Here is a 20,767-nt window from a genome sequence, read left to right as displayed (position 1 = left end):
AAATAAGTACTGATTCGTTTTATAGCTCAGACCTAACAGGTTTCCAAAACCTGTTAGGTCTGTTTACAACCGTGAAGCCGCGGCCGTATCCAAATACCAAACGACTTTATTGTCATCTGAATTGATCAAACGCGCTGGATATTCCGCTGCCGATCCTGTTTTATCTTCCAAAACCCGAAACACGGCCTCTGATTTATCTTTTCCAAAAACCAAAAAGGCAATATGTTTTGCTTGATTGATAAGCGGTGCGGTCATCGTAATCCGATACATATTGACTTCTTTTACAAAAACCGATGTAATAGTGGCCTCGGTTGCGTCCAATACATCCGTATGTGGAAATAGTGATGCGGTGTGCGCATTATCGCCAATTCCTAAAAGCAGAAAATCGAATACGACCGGTGTTTTTTGAAAATGTGCCGCTATAGATTCCGCATACTTTTTAGCGGCCTGTTCAGGGGATCCAGTAGTATCCACTTTGAAAATATGGGATTTCGGAATTTTTAGGGGGTCAAACAGAGCCTTTTTTGCCATGAGCGAATTTCTTTGGGAATCGCCTTTTGGAACGAAGCGTTCATCACCAAAGAAGAAATAGGTTTTCTCCCAATCGATTTGCTTTTTAAATGGGTCTGAGGCTAATAACTTATACAGTTTTCGAGGCGAACTTCCTCCCGACAACACAAAGTTAAATTGTCCACGGGCAGAAATGGCTTCGATAGCAGCATCGCAAACGGCCTGTGCTAAGGCCTTTATTAAATCATTATCGTTGTCGTAAATTTTGATATTCATAATTAGTCTTTTTTATTTTTTTCTGGAAGGTTAAACCAATGGTAGCCATCTTTGGCAATCAGGGCTTCGGCATTTTCGGGCCCCCATGAATCTGCGGAATAGTTAGGGAAGCTCGAATCGGTATTCTTTTCCCAATAATTGAGGATTGGCATAATGAGTTCCCAGGCAGCTTCTACTTGGTCGGCACGCATAAACAAAGTTTGATCCCCAGTAATGGCGTCGAGTAGGAGGGTCTCATAAGCTTCTGGCGAATCGGATGTTTTGTTTCCAGAATAGTCAAAAGCAATATCCACCGTATTTAAAGTCATTTCAAGGCCTGGTTTTTTGTTTTGAAGCTGGAAACGAATGGACATATCGGGTTGGATACTGATGACCAAACGGTTTTGTTTGGGTACCCCAGAGGTTTCAGAAACAAAGATATTATGTGGGATTTCCTTAAATTGGATGGTAATGATGGATGATTTTTTAAAGAGACGTTTGCCTGTTCGCAAATAAAAAGGAACGCCTTGCCAGCGCCAGTTATCGACATAAAGTTTTAGAGCGGCATAGGTATCGGTATTGGATTCTGGATCTACATTTTTCTCCTGACGATAACCCAGTACCTCTTTTCCTTCTATCCATCCCGAACTGTATTGACCGCGGGCTGAGATGGATTCAATTTTTCTAGGTTCAATTCTGCGCATGGCTTTAAGCACATCCACTTTTCGATCACGCACTTCATCGGCATCAAAATTTATAGGTGGTTCCATGGCAATAATACAAAGCAATTGCATCAGGTGGTTTTGGATCATATCCCGCAACACACCTGCACGGTCAAAATAATTACCGCGACTGCCAACGCCAAGCTGTTCTGTGACCGAAATTTGAACGTGTTCCACGTGGTTTCGATTCCAAAGCGGTTCCATAATCGAATTTGCAAAACGGAAGGCCATGATATTTTGGACGACTTCCTTGCCCAAATAATGATCTATACGGTAAATCTGAGTCTCATCAAAAATACCGAGCAATCTCTTGTTCAGATCTTTCGCCGATTCAAGATTGTTTCCAAAAGGTTTTTCTATGATAATACGTGTTGTTTCAGGATCATTTTCGAGTTTGCTTTTGGCAATATTCTCAGCAATAGTACAGAAAAAATGAGGTGCCACTGCACAGTAGTAAATTATGGAAGGTGTCTGTTCCCATTCTTTTTTATATTTTTCAATAATGGTCCCGAATGGTTTGAAGGTTGAATGATCGTTGAGATCGGCAGTCAAAAAACTAATATGCGTTGAAAATTTATCCCAATCTTCTTTTTTGGCTTTGCCGTTTCGGGAAAATTGATTCACGGCCGATAAGAGTTCGCTTTTATAGGAGTCGTCACTCAATTTGGTTGACGAACTACCTACGATCGCAAAATTTTCGGGCAACCAACCATCAAGAAAAAGATTGTAAAGCGCAGGCATTATTTTCCGTTTGGTCAAATCCCCAGTACCACCAAAAATGATGAAAATTGTAGAATCTGCCTTCTTATTTGCTGTCTTTGCCATGTTTTTATATTTAAGATTTATTAATTACCCGCTTCCCATTCGGTATGAAAAGTGCCTTCTTTTCCTTTGAGTTCATAGGTGTGCGATCCGAAATAATCACGTTGTGCCTGAATGAGATTGGCGGGCATGTCTTCACTTCTGAAATTATCAAAATAGCCTAAAGCAGCAGCGAATGCTGGTACGGCAATCCCGTTGCGGGCAGCCTCTGAAACGACAGTTCGAATTCCTGGAATGCTTTCAACGAGATTTTGATGAATGGCATTGTCTAAAAACAAATGCTTCAATTTTAAATTCTTTTGATAGGCTGTATAAATATCTTCTAAAAATTCTGATCGGATAATGCAGCCGCCACGCCATATTTTTGCAATCAAATCGAGATTGAGCTTGTAATCATATTCCTCATTGGCACGGTAGAGGAGATGCATTCCCTGGGCGTAGGCAGAAACCATTGCGAAATAAAAAGCTTGTTCAAGTTTGGTGACATGATTATCATTTTTGTTGTCATATTGGAAATCTTCAGAATCCGGATATATTTTAGAGGCTTTGGTTCGCAAATCCTTGTACTTAGAAAGATCGCGCATCGACACGGCAATATCAATTATGGGGATGGGAAGATTGAGGTCCATCGCGGCCTGTGAGGTCCATTTACCCGTACCTTTTGATTTTGCTTCATCTTTGATATCATCGAGTAACAGATGGTCTGAACCTTTCTTTTTGTAAGCAAGAATATCTCGGGTAATTTCTATAAGGTAAGATTGTAATTGGCCTTCGTTCCATTTTTTAAAAATGCTGTGTATGGCCTCAGGCTTCATATGCAAGCCGTTTTTTAAAACTTCATAGGTTTCGGATATCAACTGCATGATGGCATATTCGATGCCGTTGTGCACCATTTTTACAAAATGTCCTGCTGATCGTTCTCCCATATAGGCAACGGTGGGATCGCCTTTTACCTGCGCAGCAATCTTTGTGAGAATGGGTTTTACAATTTCATAAGCTTTTTGATCCCCTCCAGGCATCATACTCGGGCCTCGACGTGCACCTTCTTCACCGCCCGATACGCCCATTCCGATAAAATGATAGCCTTGTTTCTCCAAATCCTTAAACCGGCGATCGGTATCGATGAAATGTGAATTGCCACCATCGATGATGATGTCCCCTTTTTCAAGAACCTCAAGCAGTTCTTCAATAACACCATCAACAATTTTACCTGCAGGAACGAGCAGCATGACAACTTTTGGCGAAGACAGACTATCGATAAAATCGTTCATATCCGTAAAACCTTGAATGGCCTCAGGGTTTAATTTATTGAGTGCTGCTACTTTATCAGCGCTGATATCGTAACCTGCGCATTTATAACCGTGATCGGCAATGTTTTGTAAAAGATTGGAACCCATGGTACCGAGTCCAATCATTCCGAATGCGTTTTTATGTTCTGTGTTCATTATCATGTTTTTAAATTTTCAAGAATCTGTTTTGTGTTTTTAAAATCCTCATGAAGAATAGCATGGATGCTTTGTTTTTTTGCCGCGTCGACCAACATGGGCCGATCATCAAAGTAAAGGCATTCCTTTGGATTTAACCGAGTGATTTCCAAAGCTGTTTGATAAATACGAGGATCTGGTTTTCGAAATCCAAGATAGCAGGATGAAAAAAAGCCATTAAAGACGTCGTGAAGCTTGAATTTTTCTATACGATAATCATTGAGTTCCATACTCTCATTATTTAGCGCGAAAATGGGCAATGACGTTTGCTTTTTCCATGATTTCACCCAAGATAACATTTCTGGAAGTTCTACGGATTGTTCGTACATGAATTGTTTGAAATCATCCTTCGTGAAATCGCGCGATTGGTTAAAGAGTACCGTATCGAGATATTCATCTAAAGAGATGCTCCCAATCTCAAACACATTGTAAATGAAATGGTGCAGGATGTCCATCTCCTCATAATCAAATCCAAAGACTTTTGCTGCTTTTTGACGCGATTCATGTCCCCAACCATTGGTTAGCAATACGCCACCGATATCCATAAAAACCACTCTTATTTTCGAGCCCTCAAAATCGACCATTGCTTTAGCTTTTTTTACGTTTTTGATCGGCAATACTTTTGAGTAATTGTTCGTAGGCCTTGTTGAATTTTTCTATGCCTTCGTTTTCTAACCTTTGGGTAATCGTATCGATATCAATGCCTAAATTCTTTAAGTCATCCAACGCCTTATTTGAAGTATCGATGTCTTTGGATATAGTATCGGCTACCTTGCCATGATCGCGAAAAGCATCTATGGTTTCCATGGGTAGGGTGTTAATGGTATCTTTTCCAATTAATGGCTCTACATATTTGACGTCACTGAACGAAGGGTCTTTGGCACTGGTACTTGCCCAAAGCACGCGTTGGGTTTGTGCGCCTTTTGCGGCAAGTTTTTTATAACGATCGCTCGCAATCATGTCGAGATAGATTTGATAGGCTTTTTTTGCAGATGCGATAGCGATTTCTCCAACCAGATGATTGGCGTTTTTTTCCTTCAACATCGGATCGACCATGACATCAATTCGGCTCAGAAAGAAACTTGCTACGGAAGCGACGTCCTTTATGGAGTGGCCTTCTTTGAGTCGATCTTCAAGTCCGCCCATAAAAGCTTCGGTGATTTCCCGATAGCGTGGAAGCCCAAAAAGAAGGGTCACATTAATGTTGATTCCTTCCCGCAAACATTCTCGGATGGCAGGCAGACCTTGTTTTGTCCCCGGAATCTTTATCATGACGTTTTTCCGATTCACCTTTTTCCATAGCTCACGAGCCTGTTCAATGGTGCCGTCGGTATCCAGAGCGAGATAAGGAGATACTTCTAAACTTACGAAGCCATCTTTTCCTTCCGTTTTATCGAACACGGGTTTAAAAATATCTGCTGCTCTTTGAATATCGGCAATGGCCATATCGAAGAAAATGGCAGAATTGTTATCTTCATTTTTTGAGAGCTTGGCAATGTCATCATCATAGTCAGCGCTTCCGCTAATCGCTTTTTCAAAAATGGAAGGGTTTGAGGTCAATCCGCGCAAATCGTCGTCATCAATTAGACTTTGTAATTTACCGGAGTCCATGATGTTGCGATCAAGTAAGTCAAGCCAGATGCTCTGACCGTGTTGTTGTATTTTATTTAAAGGGTTCATATTGTGGAAATATTTATTATTGTTATTATATATTGTTTATCCGTTTTTAGTCATAAGAATGAAAAACTGAAAATACAGGCCGATTTTTTGTTTGCCCCTCCCTAAAGGGAGCAAAAAATCTCAAATGATTAATTAATTTGAGAATAAGCCACCTTTTAGTCCTGATAGCTATCGGGAGGGTCAAGGCTTATTCAGATTTTAAATCAGAAATCTCAATTTTTTAGGATTGATTTCGGATATACTATTTATTGTTTTTAAAGCCTGAATAGAGTTGACCGTTATTCGTTAATCAACAATCATCAATCAACAATCATTAATCAACAATCAACAATCAACAATCTCAAATCCTAATCCCTCTCCTCCAATTTCTGAATTTTCCGCAATCGCCTAACATGTCTTTCTGCGCCGATGAATTTTGCCTTTAAAAATGCCATAACGAATTCTTCTGCACTGGCATATCCAGTAATCCGACCCCCAAGACAAATTAGGTTCATATCATCGTCTTCAACACCTTGATGCGCCGAAAAATGTTCTGTGATCAATGCAGCTCTCACGTCCGAAACTTTGTTGGCTGCAATACAAGCACCAACGCCACTTCCGCAAATAGCAATGCCCCGAAAAACTTCTCCAGCAGCTACTGCTTTGGACAATGGAATGACGAAGTCGGGATAATCATCGGTGTTGTCCAATACGTTGGCGCCAAAATCTATGGGCAGGAATTGGTTTTCAATGAGAAAGGGTTTTATCTTTTCTTTGAGTTCAAAACCGCCATGGTCTGCACAGATTCCAATTTTTTTATGTGATTCTTTTGGCATTATATTTCATTTTTTTCACCGCAAAAACGCAAAGTATTTACAATACCATAGCAAAAAAAAGACTGCGATATTTGGTATCTTATCCTTTATGAACTAAACTGTTGTCCTTTTGAAGTTATATATCAATTTCAGTATTTATTTTATTTCTTATCAGAAAACAAAGCCTTCGCTCTTTTTACGACGTTTTCTACAGAAAAACCATAGTCTTTCATGACTTCATCTCCAGGTGCCGATTCGCCGAATCTGTCGATACCGATCACATCGCCATCGTCGGTGGTATATTTCAGCCATCCCACGGGAGATCCGGCTTCTACTGCCAGTCGTTTTCGAATAGTTTTAGGCAACACCTTTTCGCGGTAAGCGGCATTTTGTTTATCAAATAAACTCCAGCAAGGCATGCTCACTACGCGCGCTTGAATGTTGCTTTTTTTCAACTGCTCCTGTGCTTCCAAGATCAAATGGACTTCGGAACCTGTGGCGATCAAGATCATATCGGGGTCACCATCGGAATCCGAAAGAATATAGGCGCCTTTTTCGAGTTCTTCAGCGTTAGCGTATTTTTTCTGGTCAAGGATGGGAATGCCTTGTCGCGTTAAAACAATGGCTACGGGTCCATCGGTGTGATGTATCGCAACACGCCATGCTTGTGCGGTTTCGTTGGCATCTGCGGGACGGATGACGGTCATGTTTGGCACCGTACGGAGTCCGATCAATTGCTCAACCGGTTGATGAGTGGTACCATCTTCGCCTAAACCAATACTGTCGTGTGTAAAGACCATAATCGGACGGATGTTCATAATGGCGGCCAGTCGTAATGGAGGTCGCATATAGTCGGAGAAAATCAAAAATGTCGCCCCGTAGGGGATGAGGTAATTGCTGAGTGCCATGCCGTTGAGTACGGCTCCCATGGCATGTTCACGAATTCCAAAATGGAAGTTCCGTCCGTCAGGGTGTTTTGCCGAAAAGGATGGGTAAGCATCGAGATTCGTATCGGTAGAAGGTGCTAAATCGGCTGAACCACCAATCAATTGCGGTAAAGATTCTGCGATCGCATTCAGGGTTTTTCCTGAAGCTTTCCGGGTTGCCATTTTCTCACCCGGGGCAAATGTAGGAAGTTTGGATTCCCATCCGTCGGGTAATTTTCCAGCACTGATGGTTTCATATTCCTTGGCAAGATCAGGGTGTCGTTTTTTGTAGTCTTTATAAAGTGCGTTCCAATCTTTCTCGTTTTCTGCGGATTTCTGAGCCGCTTTGTGGTAAAAGTCCAATACTTCCTCCGGAACAATGAAGTTTTTGTCTGGATCAAATCCGAAGACTTTTTTGACCAAGCGAACTTCCTCTTCGCCCAATGGCGAGCCGTGTGCTGTCGCAGTACCATGTTTGTTCGGACTTCCATAACCGATAATACTGTTCACAATGATCAGTGAGGGACGATTGATTTCATTTTGGGCGTTTTTTGTCGCTTTAGTAATGGCATCCAAATCGTTGATATCCGTAACTTTTTGAACATGCCAACCATAAGCTTCAAAACGTTTGGCCACATCTTCGTCAAACGCGAGGTCGGTGTCGCCTTCAATGGTAATGTGGTTGCTGTCGTAGAAATAGATGATATTGCCCAATCCGAGGTGTCCGGCAAGCGAAGCAGCTTCTGCCGAAACGCCTTCCATCACATCGCCGTCGCTGCAGATGGCATAGATTTTATAATCGAATATGTTGAAATCGGGCTGATTGTAACGTGCTGCCATATATCTTTCTGCAATAGCCATGCCCACGCCATTGGCGAATCCCTGACCCAAAGGTCCGGTGGTGACTTCAATGCCAGGCATCAGGCCATATTCGGGATGGCCAGCAGTGATGCTATGCAACTGTCTGAAATTTTTAAGGTCCTTAAGGGTGACGTTATAACCGGTTAAGTACAAATAACTGTATTGCAACATACAGGCATGACCACAGGAAAGAATAAAGCGATCTCGATTTGCCCACTCCGGGTTTTTGGGATTATAGTGCATGATTTTAGACCATAGCAGGTGACCTAATGGCGACAGTGCCATTGGTGTGCCGGGATGCCCCGAATTTGCTTTCTGAACGGCATCGGCCGATAGTACTCTAACAGTGTCAATACATTTTTGAATGATATTTTTAGTTTTCATGGACTTTTAATGCATTTATTCTAATCGCTGGGTTTTAATAACCCGCGACGCTTCTTGATTTTTTGTGATATGTTCATTAAAGGGTCAGGTGTTGAGATGATAATGATTTAGAATTATTGGCTTATGCTCTGTTTTCACTATTTCGTTCATCCAAAGCCTTAATCATGTCGTCGGAAATGGTCTCACTCGAAACTCCATAGCCATTGATCAATACGCCTTTTAGATGATGTTTTGATGACGAAATTGCAAATACAATAGCTTCATCACCAGGATCAGAAGGTCCTTCAAAGCGGTAATGCTTATCTACGATAAATTCGCCCGGAAATAGTTTTGTCTCCGTACCCTGACAAACAAGATGGGTTGGTTTTAAATTCAGATGTTTGGTATATCCTCTTTCATTCAGCAAATTCGTCACTTCTGAAAGTGTCGTCATGCTACCTAAAAGGGAGTTAAATTCTTTAGTGTTCATAGTCTGTTGTTTTAAATGATTATCTAAAGTCCCACAATTGGCTTTCAAAAGCCGCAGATTCATAATTTTTTCACTGTTGATTTTTAGATCATCTTTGAATCTAAAATCGTCATCACTCTTCCATGGATGATTTATATTCGCCACGTCTCGCTGCGGCACTAAGTTTTGCCCGATGATAAAGTAACTTTTGTGCTGTTTCCACATTGACATCTTTTCCTTTCCAAGCCTCTAAACAGGGCTGCTGAATGGCTCTTGCAAAAGAAAATGCGACGATCCATGGCAGACGGTCTTTATAGTCTTTATTGATGGCATTCAAATGTTGAGATGCTTGTTGTGGCGATTGTCCGCCCGATAAAAATGCAATGGCGGGAACGGCCGCAGGAACAGCAGATAGAAAGCATTTTACGGTGGCTGCAGCGACTTCATCGATACTGTTTTTATCACTACATTCTTTTCCAGGAAGCACCATGTTCGGTTTTAGGATAATACCTTGGAGGTCAACATGAAAGTAGTACAACGTCTCAAAAAGAGATTTCAATGCGTGTTCCGTGACTTCATAACAACGTTGTAAAGAGTGGTTGCCGTCCATCAATACTTCTGGCTCTACAATAGGAACCAAGCCTGCTTCTTGGCATAAAGCGGCATACCTTGCCAAGGCATGTGCATTGGCATCAATACATGTTTTTGTAGGGATGCCATCCCCAATTGTGATGACGGCACGCCATTTGGCAAAACGGGCGCCCATGTTTCTATAGTCGACCAATCGTTCTCGCAACCCATCTAAACCCTCGGTTATCTTTTCGTTGGGAAAGCCTGCCAAAGCTTTGGCGCCCATATCTACTTTTATTCCTGGTATAATTCCAGCATTCATCAGTACGGAAGCTATCGGCTCCCCTTTTTTTGTTTGCTGTCTGATAGTTTCGTCATACAAAATGGCACCACCGATACTTTCGTTCAGTCCTGCGGTCGTAGCGATGAGTTCTCTGTATTTACGTCGCATCTCAACGGTTTGTGGAATTCCATTTGCTGAAAAACGTTTGTCAATAGTGGGCGTGCTTTCATCCATGGCAAGGATGCCTTTCCCGTTGGCAAATAATTGCTCGATCGTGTTTTTTAGAAGTTTCGTATGCATAATATTGAGTTAGATTTCACCGTATTAAAGATAGAAATCAATTCACAGGATAATTTATACAATCTGATGTATAACTTACATTATTCTCACTTGAAGCATCTATTAAGGTGGAAAGAATTGAGAGTATTTTACTTACTATAAGCAGATCTATTTATAAGGCTTTTAACTGGGCAATAGTATGACTTGGATTTTCAGATTTAAAAATTGAACTACCTGATACCAGCAAGTCAGCTCCCACGGCGATAAGTTTTGGAGCATTGGCTAAGTCCACGCCACCGTCAATTCCGATGATAGTTTTTGAGTCATTTTTATCAATCAAATTACGTGCGAGTTCAATTTTTCGATAGGTATGTTCTATGAGTTGCTGCCCACCAAAACCAGGGTTGACAGACATAATAAGCAGTTGGTCAATCTCCTGAATAATAGCGTCGAGATTGTTGATTGCGGTATGCGGATTGATAGCGACGCCAGCTTGCATGCCTTCTTTTTTAATAGCGAGAATCGTGTTGTGTAAATGCGTGCAAGCTTCTAGGTGAACGATCAGTGTATCAGCACCTACCTCTTTAAACCGGTTGATGTATCGTTCTGGTTGTATGATCATTAAATGGACATCCAACGGTTTTGATGCGTACTTTTTTATAGCCTTAAGTACAGGAAAACCGAAAGATATATTGGGAACAAAAACACCATCCATAATATCAACATGAATCCGGTCTGCATCGCTTTTGTTGAGCATTTCAATGTCTTTTGCCAGATGGGCAAAATCGCCTGAAAGGATGGAAGGAGCAATAAGGGTTGACATTTGGAATCGTTTTTTACAAGGTAAAAAAAAAGAGGATACAAGTGGCTGATATTTAGCATAAATCATCACCAATCCGAAGGTGGGAATGCTGTAACTCTTCTTCTTTCATTTGTAATACAATTTTGATAAAAACGCCCCAACTTTATACTGTATTTTGTTAAAATCAACCCCATTTGGCGGCCTAAACACTATCTAAGTTTAAATTTAATTTCCCATGGCAAAAAAGCTCAATCAACTGGAAGCTACTGCTATTTGCGGTAATGACATCAGTTCCTCTTGCCTTTACGTGTCGGCCTTGGCAATTGTTTATGCCGGCCAATACGCTTGGATCTCACTTTTAATGGTGGCCACGGTATTATTCTTCTTCAGAAAAATATATGGTGAGGTTGTGGGGGCTTTGCCCTTAAATGGTGGAGCCTACAATGCTTTGTTGAATACGACCAAGAAATCCACGGCCTCACTTGCCGCATCGTTGACGGTTTTGTCTTATATGGCAACGGCAGTGATTTCAGGAAGCGAGGCTGTAAAATACGCACATAGTATTTGGACGGTAATCCCCGTACTTCCAGTCACTATTGCTTTGCTATTGGTATTTATGGGCTTGGTCATATTGGGAATCGGTGAATCTTCAAAAGTAGCGATGATCATTTTTCTTTTTCATTTATTATCATTGATCGTCCTTTGCAGCTTTTGTCTTATTTATTTTGTGGAAAATGGCACAGAAACACTGGTCTCAAATTTCAGATTACCAATAGAAGGCAGTATTTTCAGTGCTTTGTTTTTGGGGTTTTCGGCAGCGATGCTGGGGATAAGTGGTTTTGAGAGCTCTGCCAATTACGTTGAAGAACAGCAGAAAGGTGTTTTTCCGAAAACCCTACGGAATATGTGGATTGTGGTTACGGTATTCAATCCGTTGATTGCCTTTTTGGCCTTGGCGATTATTCCTGTCAGTACCGTGGTGGCTTATCGGGATGCTCTACTTTCTGTCATGGGATCAACGGCTGGTGGCAATTGGCTTTCATTGCTTATCGGAATTGATGCTGCCCTGGTCTTGAGTGGCGCCGTACTGACCTCCTTTGTTGGTGTGGGTGGGTTAATGAAACGAATGGCATTGGATAGAATCTTACCGAAATTCCTTCTAAAAACAAATAGAAAAGGAAGTAATTATTTGATTTTCATTGTATTTTTTGCCTTATGTGTATCCATTTTATTGGTCACCAAAGGCGATTTGGCAAAACTCGCAGGCGTATATACCATCGCTTTTCTTTCCGTAATGATTTTATTCGGGATTGGAAATCTACTCTTAAAACTTAATCGCTCCCGTTTGCTAAGACCAGAAAAATCCAGCTGGCTTGGTTTGTTTATTGGAATTTTTGCTGTGTTTGCCGCAATAATAGGCAACGTGATTTTAAATCCCCATTATTTGGCCATTTTTATGGAGTATTTAATTCCGACCCTTATCATCGTGTTTTTTATGCTGTATAGAGTCCGTATTTACAAATTGATCTTGATCATGTTGGAATTTGCTTTTCCGGAAAAGGGCCTTGTATTTAAAAAATTGAATCGAAAAACCAAACAGTTGCTCGATAGTGTCAATAAACAGCAATTTGTGTTTTTTACCAATCATGATAATATAGTGACCTTGAATATTGTGATCTTGTACATCATTAATAACGAAGCCGCCAGAAGACTGAAAATCGTATCGGTTTTGGAGGCGGGGGAGATTGCCAACGTCAAACTTAAAGCGGATATAGAAACCTTAAATAGAGCATATCCCAACATCAATGTGGAGTTTATTGAAGAACCTGGAACCTTCGGTCCTGAGAAAATAAAAGAGTTATCAAAGCGTTGGAAAATCCCAACCAACTTTATGTTTATCGGTTCGCCAGGGGAAGGATTTCCATATAAAATTGAGGAATTGGGAGAAGTACGACTTATTATTTAGCCCCAATCACATAGTTTTGATCTACAAATATGCTAAAAAAGAGATGAGAAATGTCTTAGAAAATAGCTAAAAGAGAATAATTATACAATTAATTGATTATAAATCTGCTATCATAAAAGTTGGATCTGTGTTTTGCCATTGATACTAATATTGACTTAATAGGTGTTACAACCCATGGAAGAAAAGGATTGTCTCATTTTATCAATCAGGGTATCAATGAAGATATCGCGAATCATTTTGAAATTCCAGTTATTACTTTTAAAATGTCAGGTCACAATAGTCCGAAAGGTCAAATTAATTCTCGGAGTTGATATTCTCTTGGTAGGAGGTAAGCGGTGCAGCCAATTGGATTGCGTACTTCCTTTCATGATCAATAAGCTTCCGTTTTCCAACACCACGGATACCGTTTGTTTTGAGACTTTATGTTTGAATGCAAATTTTCGAGTTGCACCCAAACTTAACGAAGCTATGGCACCATTCTTTTTTAAATCCTTTTCATCATCGCTATGCCATGACATGCCTTCTTCTCCTGAATGGTATAGATTAAGCAAACAGGAGTTAAAGGTTTCTCCCGATTCGCTTTCAATCATTTCTTTTAATTCCAAAAGCTCTTTGGTCCATGGTAGGGCCGATTTGGTGGTTTTAGAATAGGTGTAATTAAAGGGCTCATCGCCATACCACGCTACTTTACGTTTAGTGACTATCAGTTTTCCGAAAATAACAGTCTGGTCGTGTTCCCATAAAATAGTTTTCAATAATTGGTCGAAATAATGATTGGCGCTTTTAGAGTCAAGGATACTTCCGTAATAACGGACATCCCCATCCAAGGGTAATAGGTTCGATTCAGGTAGGCTGTTGAATAAATCCATGTTTACTTATTCTTCTTTTATTTTTGCGCCGTCACGATTTATTTTGAATTTAATTGAGGACCATGCAGCCTCTAACGTACTGTATTTGTCAAATTGGATCATGATTCAAAACTGTTTTGGATTGGAGATGAATTTGAACTCTGTCAAAAAACCAAACCAATTCCAACTCCAAAATTAAGTCCAAATCCAGTGAGGTTTTCATCTTCTCTTTCAAAAGACTCATCCGTATCTCCAAATACAAAGCTTGGTCCGGCATAAGGGTTTATGGAAATGTTTTGGGCTACCAAGAACTGGTACCCCAATAATGCTCGGACATTGTACAGTTCCAAGTCTCTCTGTTTTATTTGCTCCGTATATAATTCTTCATTGTCGCTATGTCCATTGGACTCAAGTTCAAGTGCCGATAGACGCTCTTTGTATTTCATGTATTGAATTCCTGGTCCTATATAAAAACCCTTTGGTGCCTTATGATTTCTCAAATAATGTCTATAATCAAAATTCACTGAAATGATTTCTTTACGATGATGGGTATCCCGTGGATTATTCAAGGTTTTGCCAAAAAAATCTAAGTACAATTCTTGGAAATCGTTTAGATCGTAGTTATTTGTTCTGCCTATTCCGAAGCCCAGTTGAATTGTTGATCTGTCATTAAGCACACGCTCATATTGCACATCGTAAATGTTCGAAATGAGCAATAGCGAATTTATTTTTACAACATTTTTCTTGGTCTCTTGGGCGTTTTTTGTACTCGAGAACAAAATAGCTATGACAATAAAAACGAACTTTTTCATGGCTCAGATGATGGTTAACAGTTATTTAAACGTGATTTTAATAATTTTTAATTCGTTATTTACTCTAAGGTAGCCAAAAATAATTTACTTTTTGATGTGATTATAGATATAGATGGGGAAAATCCTTCAATGTAAAAATAAAAGTTTTTAGGACACAGTGAAGACGAGTCAAGAACATAAATTCATTCTTTATAAATTGACAATCACTTTTTTGTCGAAACACAACCCATTAGAATGGATTCAAAAATGATGAGCCATAAATAACCATGTTCTCCACACGATGGAGTAGCTGATTTTTACATAAAACGATCCATAAAATCATTCTTAAAAGCTCTTCCTATGGGAATTTTTATATTGTTTTCAAGAACGATTTGATTTCCTGAAACCTTATTGATTTTGGTGGTATTGAGGATAAATGACTTATGTATCCTCATGAATTTATGCCGTGGAAGAACGTCTTCCCAATACCGCAAGGATTCCGACGAAAGATGTTTCTTGCTCTCAAGGTGTAACTCGGTGTAATCAGAGTCCACCATGATAAAAAAAATGTCATCCGTCTTTATCCTTATATAATCATAACCACTTTTAATATAAATTTCCTCTGATTGGTTTTTATTTTCAGTTTCAGATTGATGCTGTTGTAAACCTGATGCATTTGCAGGCTTTGGATCAGACGGTCTACTTAATTTTGAAATTGCTTGGATAAACCGTTGAAATGAGAAAGGTTTTAATAAATAATCAACCACATTCAATTCGTAACCTTCTAAGGCGTATTCTGAAAAAGCAGTTGTAAGGATGACTTGGGGCGGATTGGGAAGCGTTTTTAAGAAATCAATCCCGGATAATTTTGGTAAATGGATGTCCAAAAACATGACATCAATCTTTTCTGAATTCAAGACTTGCATGGCTTCCAATGCATCGGTATAAGTGCCTACTAAATTTAGTGTACCTATATCTTCAATATATTTTTTTAAAATACGTTGCGCTGGCATTTGGTCCTCTATGATGATGCAGTTCATGTGTCTTGGGTTTTACTTAAATCGATGGTCAGGTCAACAGTGTAAAGGTTATTTTTAGTGTCAATTTTTAGAGTATGACATTTTGGATAAATCATTTCCAAGCGCTTTCTGACGTTTTCCAAGCCTATTCCGTTGTCCAGACTTTGGGTATTGCTCTGTTTCAAATACGTATTGTTGCAGTTAAAATGTAGAATTCCATTTTCGGACACCTTAATGGCAATGACAATAGAGATATTTTTGGACTGACTTGAAACGCTATGTTTAAACGCATTTTCAATAAATACGGAAAGTATCAAGGGTGCTATTCTATAATTGGATGGTATATTGCCAATGTCAAAAGTAACCTCGCCACGTCCTTCCACCTGAAGTTTGCTCAACATAACATAGTTTTCAATATGTTCCATTTCTTTTTTAAGCGGGACAAATGGAGCTTGACATTCATACAGCATATAGCGTAAAACGGAAGAAAGCTCTAAAATAATTTCGGGAGTTTTAGGCGATTGTTCAACAGCATGGGCATACAGATTGTTCATATTGTTAAACAGAAAATGAGGATTGATCTGCGATTTAAGAAATTGCAATTCGCTTTCCTTGACTGAATTCCTCAATTCAATGACCTCCTGTTGTTTGTTTAAGGCATCCCAAGCGAATTTAAAGCCCACCAAAATGGTAATGGTGGGCATCGTACTCAATAAATTATAAAATACACCCAAGAATTTTCTTCCTCTCGTGTCTGGATAAAAGATCTGTTCCAAAAAGGCTTCTTCCACAAAAATTACCAGACCAATAGTTACAAGCGTATAAATGGCAAATTCCAAATACCTGTTATGATAAAGGAAACGCGGTAATAAAGCATAATTGATAATGAGTGCCGCTAGTGCATAGTTAAGGAAGAAATAAATTTGGTAGAATTCGATTCCTGGTAAGCGCCTGTCAAATCCAAAAAAAACAAAGACCAAGACATTGAGAATGATCTGAAAAACAAGCTCTTTTAAATTTGGATGTGATGTAGACATTTTAAAAATTATTTCATAAAAGTAAGTAATTCATAAGATTAAAACTTAACGAAACGCATCATCAACCATCCGAACACTGTAAACGGCATTTATATGCCTCTAAACGGAGATATGCTTTTCACGGTAGAAGTTCTGTCGTTCGTATGAAAATATTTTCCTGTACGTGATGCTATTGGTTTCTTTGTTCTATCAAATTAATTAAAACAATTGTAAACATCACTAATTAATACACGCAAAAATGAAATCCATAGAAAATTACACTTTCAATGATTTAGGCCTTTTAATTTTAAGATTGTTCCTTGGATTAACCATGTTGTTTGCTCATGGCATCGGAAAATGGGGACGGTTATTTGGTGGTGGTGAAATCCAGTTTAGAGACCCGTTTGGTGTTGGAGATACCACCTCGTTAGCTTTGGCAGTTTTTGCTGAAGTTATCTGTAGCATGTTATTGGCTCTCGGATTAATGACCCGCTGGGCATTAACACCACTTATCATAACCATGTTGGTGGCAGCATTTATCGTTCATAGCCCAGACCCATTTGGGGTGATGGAGAAAGCGATGCTTTATGGGGTTGGCTATATAACACTATTCCTGACGGGTCCAGGCAAATATTCGGTTGATTATTACTTGAAAACTAAAAGAGCAGTTGTCAAGTCATAAAACGATCAGAAAATAAAAACTAAATTTATGAAAAAGTATATCAGTATTCTTATAATATGTATATCATTGGTCTCTTTTGGACAAAATCCAAATGACGATTCAAAAGAAGTCATGATTACCGGAAATATCATTGAGGCCTCCACAGGTGCACCTTTAGAATATGCAACCGTAGCTTTTACTGATATGCAGGGTAAGATTGTGACGGGTGGTATCACTGATTTGGAGGGCAAATACGCCATTAAAGTACCTGCCGGAATGTATAAGGTTACTTTTGAATTCATTGGTTTTTCAACTAAAACCCTGGAGAATCAAAACTTGACCAGGGACACCACCTTACCTACAATAAAGTTGGCGGAAGATTTGGAGAGCCTGGACGAGATTGTGATTCGTGCAGAGACTACAGAGGTTGTTGTAAGACTGGACAAGAAAATCTATAACATTGGTAAGGACCTTACGACAAGTGGCGCAAATGTTGGTGATGCCTTGTCAAATGTACCATCAGTGACCGTAGATATAGATGGTACTATTGCGTTAAGAGGAAATGAAAATGTAAGAATATTAATCAACGGCAAGCCCTCTGCAATAGCGGGCTTCGGGTCTACTGATGCCTTGCGTGCCTTGCCAGCCGATGCCATTGACCGTGTAGAAGTCATTACCTCGCCTTCCGCGCGTTATGATGCCGAAGGTACTGCCGGTATCTTGAATATTATTTTAAGGAAAGAAAAAACCTTGGGCTTAAACGGATCTATACAAACCAACGTGGGTGTGCCGGCAAGTAGTAGTATTAATGGAAATATTAACTTACGGACAGACAAATTCAATATTTTTAACAACACAGGTTGGCGTTATCGAGAATCTCCCGGAAAAGCTTATTTTAAAAACCAATACTTGTCCAGTAGCATCATCAACCCATTGGTTATAGAAAATAGAGACATGGACCGTATTAACAGAAATTTTAATACCAATTTGGGGATTGAATACTTTATTTCTGATAAAACTAGTGTTACAGCCTCTGCATTTTTCTCACATGGTAATGATGATGACGAAACAATTAATAAGACGGATGAATTTGACGCGGATAGTGATTTGGCCATTAGTCGAGATCGGATAGAATACGAGTCGGAAACCGATACAAACTATCAATTTGCCTTAAATTACATTACCAAGTTCGACGATAACGGCCACGAATTAAAAGCCGATCTGCAATATGAAAGTGAGAATGAAGAAGAAACCTCATTGATCAACGAGTACACTACCTTTCCAAATCAAGTCGAGTTGCCGTCTGAATTTATTACCACGGATGAAGACCAAAAGGAATATCTGGCTCAGATTGATTATGTACGTCCCATTGGCGAGAATGCACAGTTTGAGGCCGGCTATCGCGGTAATTTTAAGGAAACTGTTACCGACTATGAGCTAACGGAGCAAATGACGGCTGGTGGTAGTTTTATTCGAAATGACAGCTTGTCCAATATGTTTACCTACAACGAAAATGTAAATGCCGTATATACACAATATGGTGACAAATATGGCAAATTTTCGGTATTGTTGGGTTTACGTCTTGAACATACTCAATTGAAGGGCGAAGTAGATGCGGAGAATGTCGAGGCCAATGGCGATGATGCACTCAATATTAATTTTGACAAGTCGTACACTGGTTTATTTCCTACCTTGAATTTAACTTACGAACTCAATGATCGTGAAAGTATTACTTTGGGCTATAACCGACGTATCAACAGACCAAGGGGACGTTGGATCAATCCGTTTCCGTCCCGGTCAAGTGAAGCCAATATCTTTCAGGGCAATCCCAATTTAGACCCGGCTTTTGCGAGTGCTTTTGATCTTGGTTATCTTAAACGATGGGGTAAGCTCACTTTGACCTCTTCTATTTATTATCAACATGAAACCGATGCTTTTGAACGCATCCAGGAAGATACGGGTCAAGAAACGTCTAATGGAATCCCCATTATTAGAACACTTCCCATCAATTTAAGTACCAATGAGCGAATCGGTTTTGAAGTCGGTATCTTATATAATCCGGCCAAATGGTTACGCCTTAACGGAAGTTTTAACTTCTTTCAGTTCAATACTGAGGGTGAATTTAACGGCATAGACTATGGTGCTAAAAACACCAGCTATTTTGCCAGAGGAAGTGCCAAGGTGAGCTTGCCTTATAAAATAGAATGGCAAACCAACGCTTTTTATAGAGGGCCTTCCAATAATTCGCAGACCGAGAATGATGGCATTTTATCAGTGGATCTCGCCTTAAGCAAGGACATCCTAAACGACAATGCCACTGTAGGTTTTAATGTCAATGATTTGTTTAATTCCCGTAAACGATCATCTATTACCAATACGGATACCTTTATTAGCGAGAGCGAATATCAATGGCGCCAGCGTTCGGTTAATTTATCTTTTACCTATCGTTTTAATCAGAAGAAAGAAAGAAGAGCTCAAGAAAATAGGGAAGATGATGGCGAAGGGGAATTCTAATTTTTCTTGATTGATACATTTAACTTGGTTAGATTTAATTTAATCGGATTATAATATTACCTATTAGTAACTGAAGGTTTATGTTTCTTAAAAGATTCACGATCAATTATTAAAAGTTGATAGATGGACTATTAAAATTATATATCCCTAAAACCCCATAGTTTTATGACTTGATCCCCGAAGGGGCTTGAGTCGTTGCAACAAACAAAAAACCCACAACTTACGTCGTGGGTTTCCGTTGGCGGAGAAAGAGGATTATTTTTGTTTATGAATCGTTCTGATAATTAAATAGTTATAATTTTTTCAATAAATTTACACACCGAATTCCATCCGTATACAATCAAAAACCCCTTCAAATCTGGTGGGGTCTTGAAATAAATTTTATAATTTAAAGAGAAAATGCTGATGCTTTAGAATAAATAACTGGCATTTGACCCTTCCATTTATTCCATAGATTATCATCGTTAATTAATTCCGACATAAAATGACCGACATTTATTCTACTTACTTTGCCGGCGTTAAAAATTGCACTTCTAATCGGTGAAGGATAAATTACATATTCGGTTACTTCGTTTTCATTTATTAAACCATCGGGTCTAACGGCCACCCACTCAACATGCTTATCATTTTGACCAATTTTAGTTCTTAAATAATCGGCCGCCTTTTCATTATCTACGTGCGGGGGCAATAACAATCTTAAAAGACTCATAACACACTTTTGAGCAAACGAAATGGGCTCATTTAAATCCCGATTTTGATTCCCAGAAGTGTTCATCAACACATATTTAACAGGATGTTTTGAACTACTGTTTTTTATTGCTGAACAAAGACGTTTGGTGGCATCAGTAACCAGTTTTCTTGGTTTGCCGTAGATGCCTTTCCAATTCAAATTGTGTCCAAGACAGGATGCCACAGCGCTGCAATCAGAAACATATGTGCTCATTTCTTCGTCACTTAATTCCAGTAGGCTTGCTGTGATAATTTGTACTTTATCATTATTTTTCCATAATTCGGGTAGGTTTTGGGTAGAACGAACGATGACTTTAACTTCATTTCCTTGGATAAGAAGCTGATTAACCAATTGTCTACCTGTTGCTCCGCTTGCACCTACTACTAAAACCTTCATATTTTG

The 20,767-nt window shown here is 39.4% G+C and carries 18 protein-coding genes; 3 read left to right on the top strand and 15 right to left on the bottom strand.

Annotation, left to right across the window (positions count from 1 at the left end; translation table 11 throughout):
• Positions 1 to 63: 63 nt before the first annotated feature.
• The 10 genes from pgl to rpe form a co-directional block, all read right to left on the bottom strand.
• Entirely contained in the window at positions 64 to 786 is a 723-nt protein-coding gene (gene pgl / locus G6N06_RS17875; protein WP_163518069.1) for a 6-phosphogluconolactonase, read from the bottom strand.
• A gap of 2 nt (positions 787 to 788) precedes the next feature.
• On the bottom strand, positions 789 to 2,312 hold the full coding sequence (gene zwf, locus G6N06_RS17870) for a glucose-6-phosphate dehydrogenase (RefSeq protein ID WP_163518068.1): 1,524 nt from the start codon (positions 2,310 to 2,312) through the stop codon (positions 789 to 791).
• Positions 2,313 to 2,332: 20 nt separating this feature from the next.
• Positions 2,333 to 3,754, bottom strand: a complete 1,422-nt coding sequence (gene gnd, locus G6N06_RS17865) for an NADP-dependent phosphogluconate dehydrogenase (protein ID WP_205334793.1) — start codon at positions 3,752 to 3,754, stop codon at positions 2,333 to 2,335.
• Between the two features lie 2 nt (positions 3,755 to 3,756).
• A complete protein-coding gene (locus G6N06_RS17860; RefSeq protein ID WP_163518067.1) occupies positions 3,757 to 4,377 on the bottom strand; it encodes an HAD family hydrolase in 621 nt (206 codons plus the stop codon).
• Between the two features lie 4 nt (positions 4,378 to 4,381).
• A complete protein-coding gene (tal, locus tag G6N06_RS17855) occupies positions 4,382 to 5,473 on the bottom strand; it encodes a transaldolase (protein ID WP_163518066.1) in 1,092 nt (363 codons plus the stop codon).
• Positions 5,474 to 5,820: 347 nt separating this feature from the next.
• Positions 5,821 to 6,288 (bottom strand): RpiB/LacA/LacB family sugar-phosphate isomerase, encoded by a 468-nt coding sequence (locus G6N06_RS17850; RefSeq protein WP_163518065.1) that lies wholly within the window; start codon positions 6,286 to 6,288, stop codon positions 5,821 to 5,823.
• A 140-nt stretch (positions 6,289 to 6,428) separates the two neighbouring features.
• Entirely contained in the window at positions 6,429 to 8,438 is a 2,010-nt protein-coding gene (tkt, locus tag G6N06_RS17845) for a transketolase (protein WP_163518064.1), read from the bottom strand.
• Positions 8,439 to 8,559: 121 nt separating this feature from the next.
• A complete protein-coding gene (locus tag G6N06_RS17840; protein WP_205334792.1) occupies positions 8,560 to 8,907 on the bottom strand; it encodes a phosphoribosylpyrophosphate synthetase in 348 nt (115 codons plus the stop codon).
• A gap of 112 nt (positions 8,908 to 9,019) precedes the next feature.
• Positions 9,020 to 10,039 (bottom strand): class I fructose-bisphosphate aldolase, encoded by a 1,020-nt coding sequence (locus tag G6N06_RS17835; RefSeq protein ID WP_163518063.1) that lies wholly within the window; start codon positions 10,037 to 10,039, stop codon positions 9,020 to 9,022.
• Between the two features lie 151 nt (positions 10,040 to 10,190).
• A complete protein-coding gene (gene rpe, locus G6N06_RS17830; RefSeq protein ID WP_163518062.1) occupies positions 10,191 to 10,841 on the bottom strand; it encodes a ribulose-phosphate 3-epimerase in 651 nt (216 codons plus the stop codon).
• A gap of 214 nt (positions 10,842 to 11,055) precedes the next feature.
• Here rpe and G6N06_RS17825 point away from each other — a divergent pair, with 214 nt between their 5' ends.
• Positions 11,056 to 12,786, top strand: a complete 1,731-nt coding sequence (locus G6N06_RS17825) for an APC family permease (RefSeq protein WP_163518061.1) — start codon at positions 11,056 to 11,058, stop codon at positions 12,784 to 12,786.
• A gap of 266 nt (positions 12,787 to 13,052) precedes the next feature.
• Here G6N06_RS17825 and G6N06_RS17820 read toward each other — a convergent pair whose 3' ends face one another.
• The 4 genes from G6N06_RS17820 to G6N06_RS17805 form a co-directional block, all read right to left on the bottom strand.
• Positions 13,053 to 13,655, bottom strand: coding sequence for an alpha-ketoglutarate-dependent dioxygenase AlkB family protein (locus G6N06_RS17820; RefSeq protein WP_163518060.1), 603 nt, complete (start codon positions 13,653 to 13,655; stop codon positions 13,053 to 13,055).
• A 143-nt stretch (positions 13,656 to 13,798) separates the two neighbouring features.
• Positions 13,799 to 14,446 carry a porin family protein gene (locus tag G6N06_RS17815; RefSeq protein WP_163518059.1) on the bottom strand — a complete coding sequence of 216 codons (648 nt, stop codon included), beginning with the start codon at positions 14,444 to 14,446 and terminating at the stop codon, positions 13,799 to 13,801.
• A gap of 296 nt (positions 14,447 to 14,742) precedes the next feature.
• Positions 14,743 to 15,465 (bottom strand): LytR/AlgR family response regulator transcription factor, encoded by a 723-nt coding sequence (locus G6N06_RS17810; protein ID WP_163518058.1) that lies wholly within the window; start codon positions 15,463 to 15,465, stop codon positions 14,743 to 14,745.
• Complete coding sequence (locus G6N06_RS17805) at positions 15,462 to 16,481, bottom strand: sensor histidine kinase (RefSeq protein ID WP_163518057.1); 1,020 nt, start codon at positions 16,479 to 16,481, stop codon at positions 15,462 to 15,464. Before G6N06_RS17805 ends, G6N06_RS17810 begins: the two co-directional genes overlap by 4 nt.
• A gap of 238 nt (positions 16,482 to 16,719) precedes the next feature.
• On the opposite strand from G6N06_RS17805, the gene G6N06_RS17800 reads away from it, so the two are divergent.
• Both G6N06_RS17800 and G6N06_RS17795 read left to right on the top strand, forming a co-directional pair.
• Positions 16,720 to 17,142, top strand: coding sequence for a DoxX family protein (locus G6N06_RS17800; RefSeq protein ID WP_163518056.1), 423 nt, complete (start codon positions 16,720 to 16,722; stop codon positions 17,140 to 17,142).
• Positions 17,143 to 17,169: 27 nt separating this feature from the next.
• Positions 17,170 to 19,635 carry a TonB-dependent receptor gene (locus tag G6N06_RS17795; RefSeq protein WP_163518055.1) on the top strand — a complete coding sequence of 822 codons (2,466 nt, stop codon included), beginning with the start codon at positions 17,170 to 17,172 and terminating at the stop codon, positions 19,633 to 19,635.
• A 388-nt stretch (positions 19,636 to 20,023) separates the two neighbouring features.
• Here G6N06_RS17795 and G6N06_RS17790 read toward each other — a convergent pair whose 3' ends face one another.
• Positions 20,024 to 20,761, bottom strand: coding sequence for an NAD(P)-dependent oxidoreductase (locus G6N06_RS17790; protein ID WP_163518054.1), 738 nt, complete (start codon positions 20,759 to 20,761; stop codon positions 20,024 to 20,026).
• Positions 20,762 to 20,767: the final 6 nt, after the last annotated feature.

The sequence above is a fragment of the Gelidibacter japonicus genome, from assembly GCF_010725055.1.
In the GTDB taxonomy this organism is placed as follows: domain Bacteria; phylum Bacteroidota; class Bacteroidia; order Flavobacteriales; family Flavobacteriaceae; genus Gelidibacter; species Gelidibacter japonicus.
Note: the sequence above shows the minus strand (reverse complement) of the source record. Positions and strands in the feature narration are given on the sequence as shown.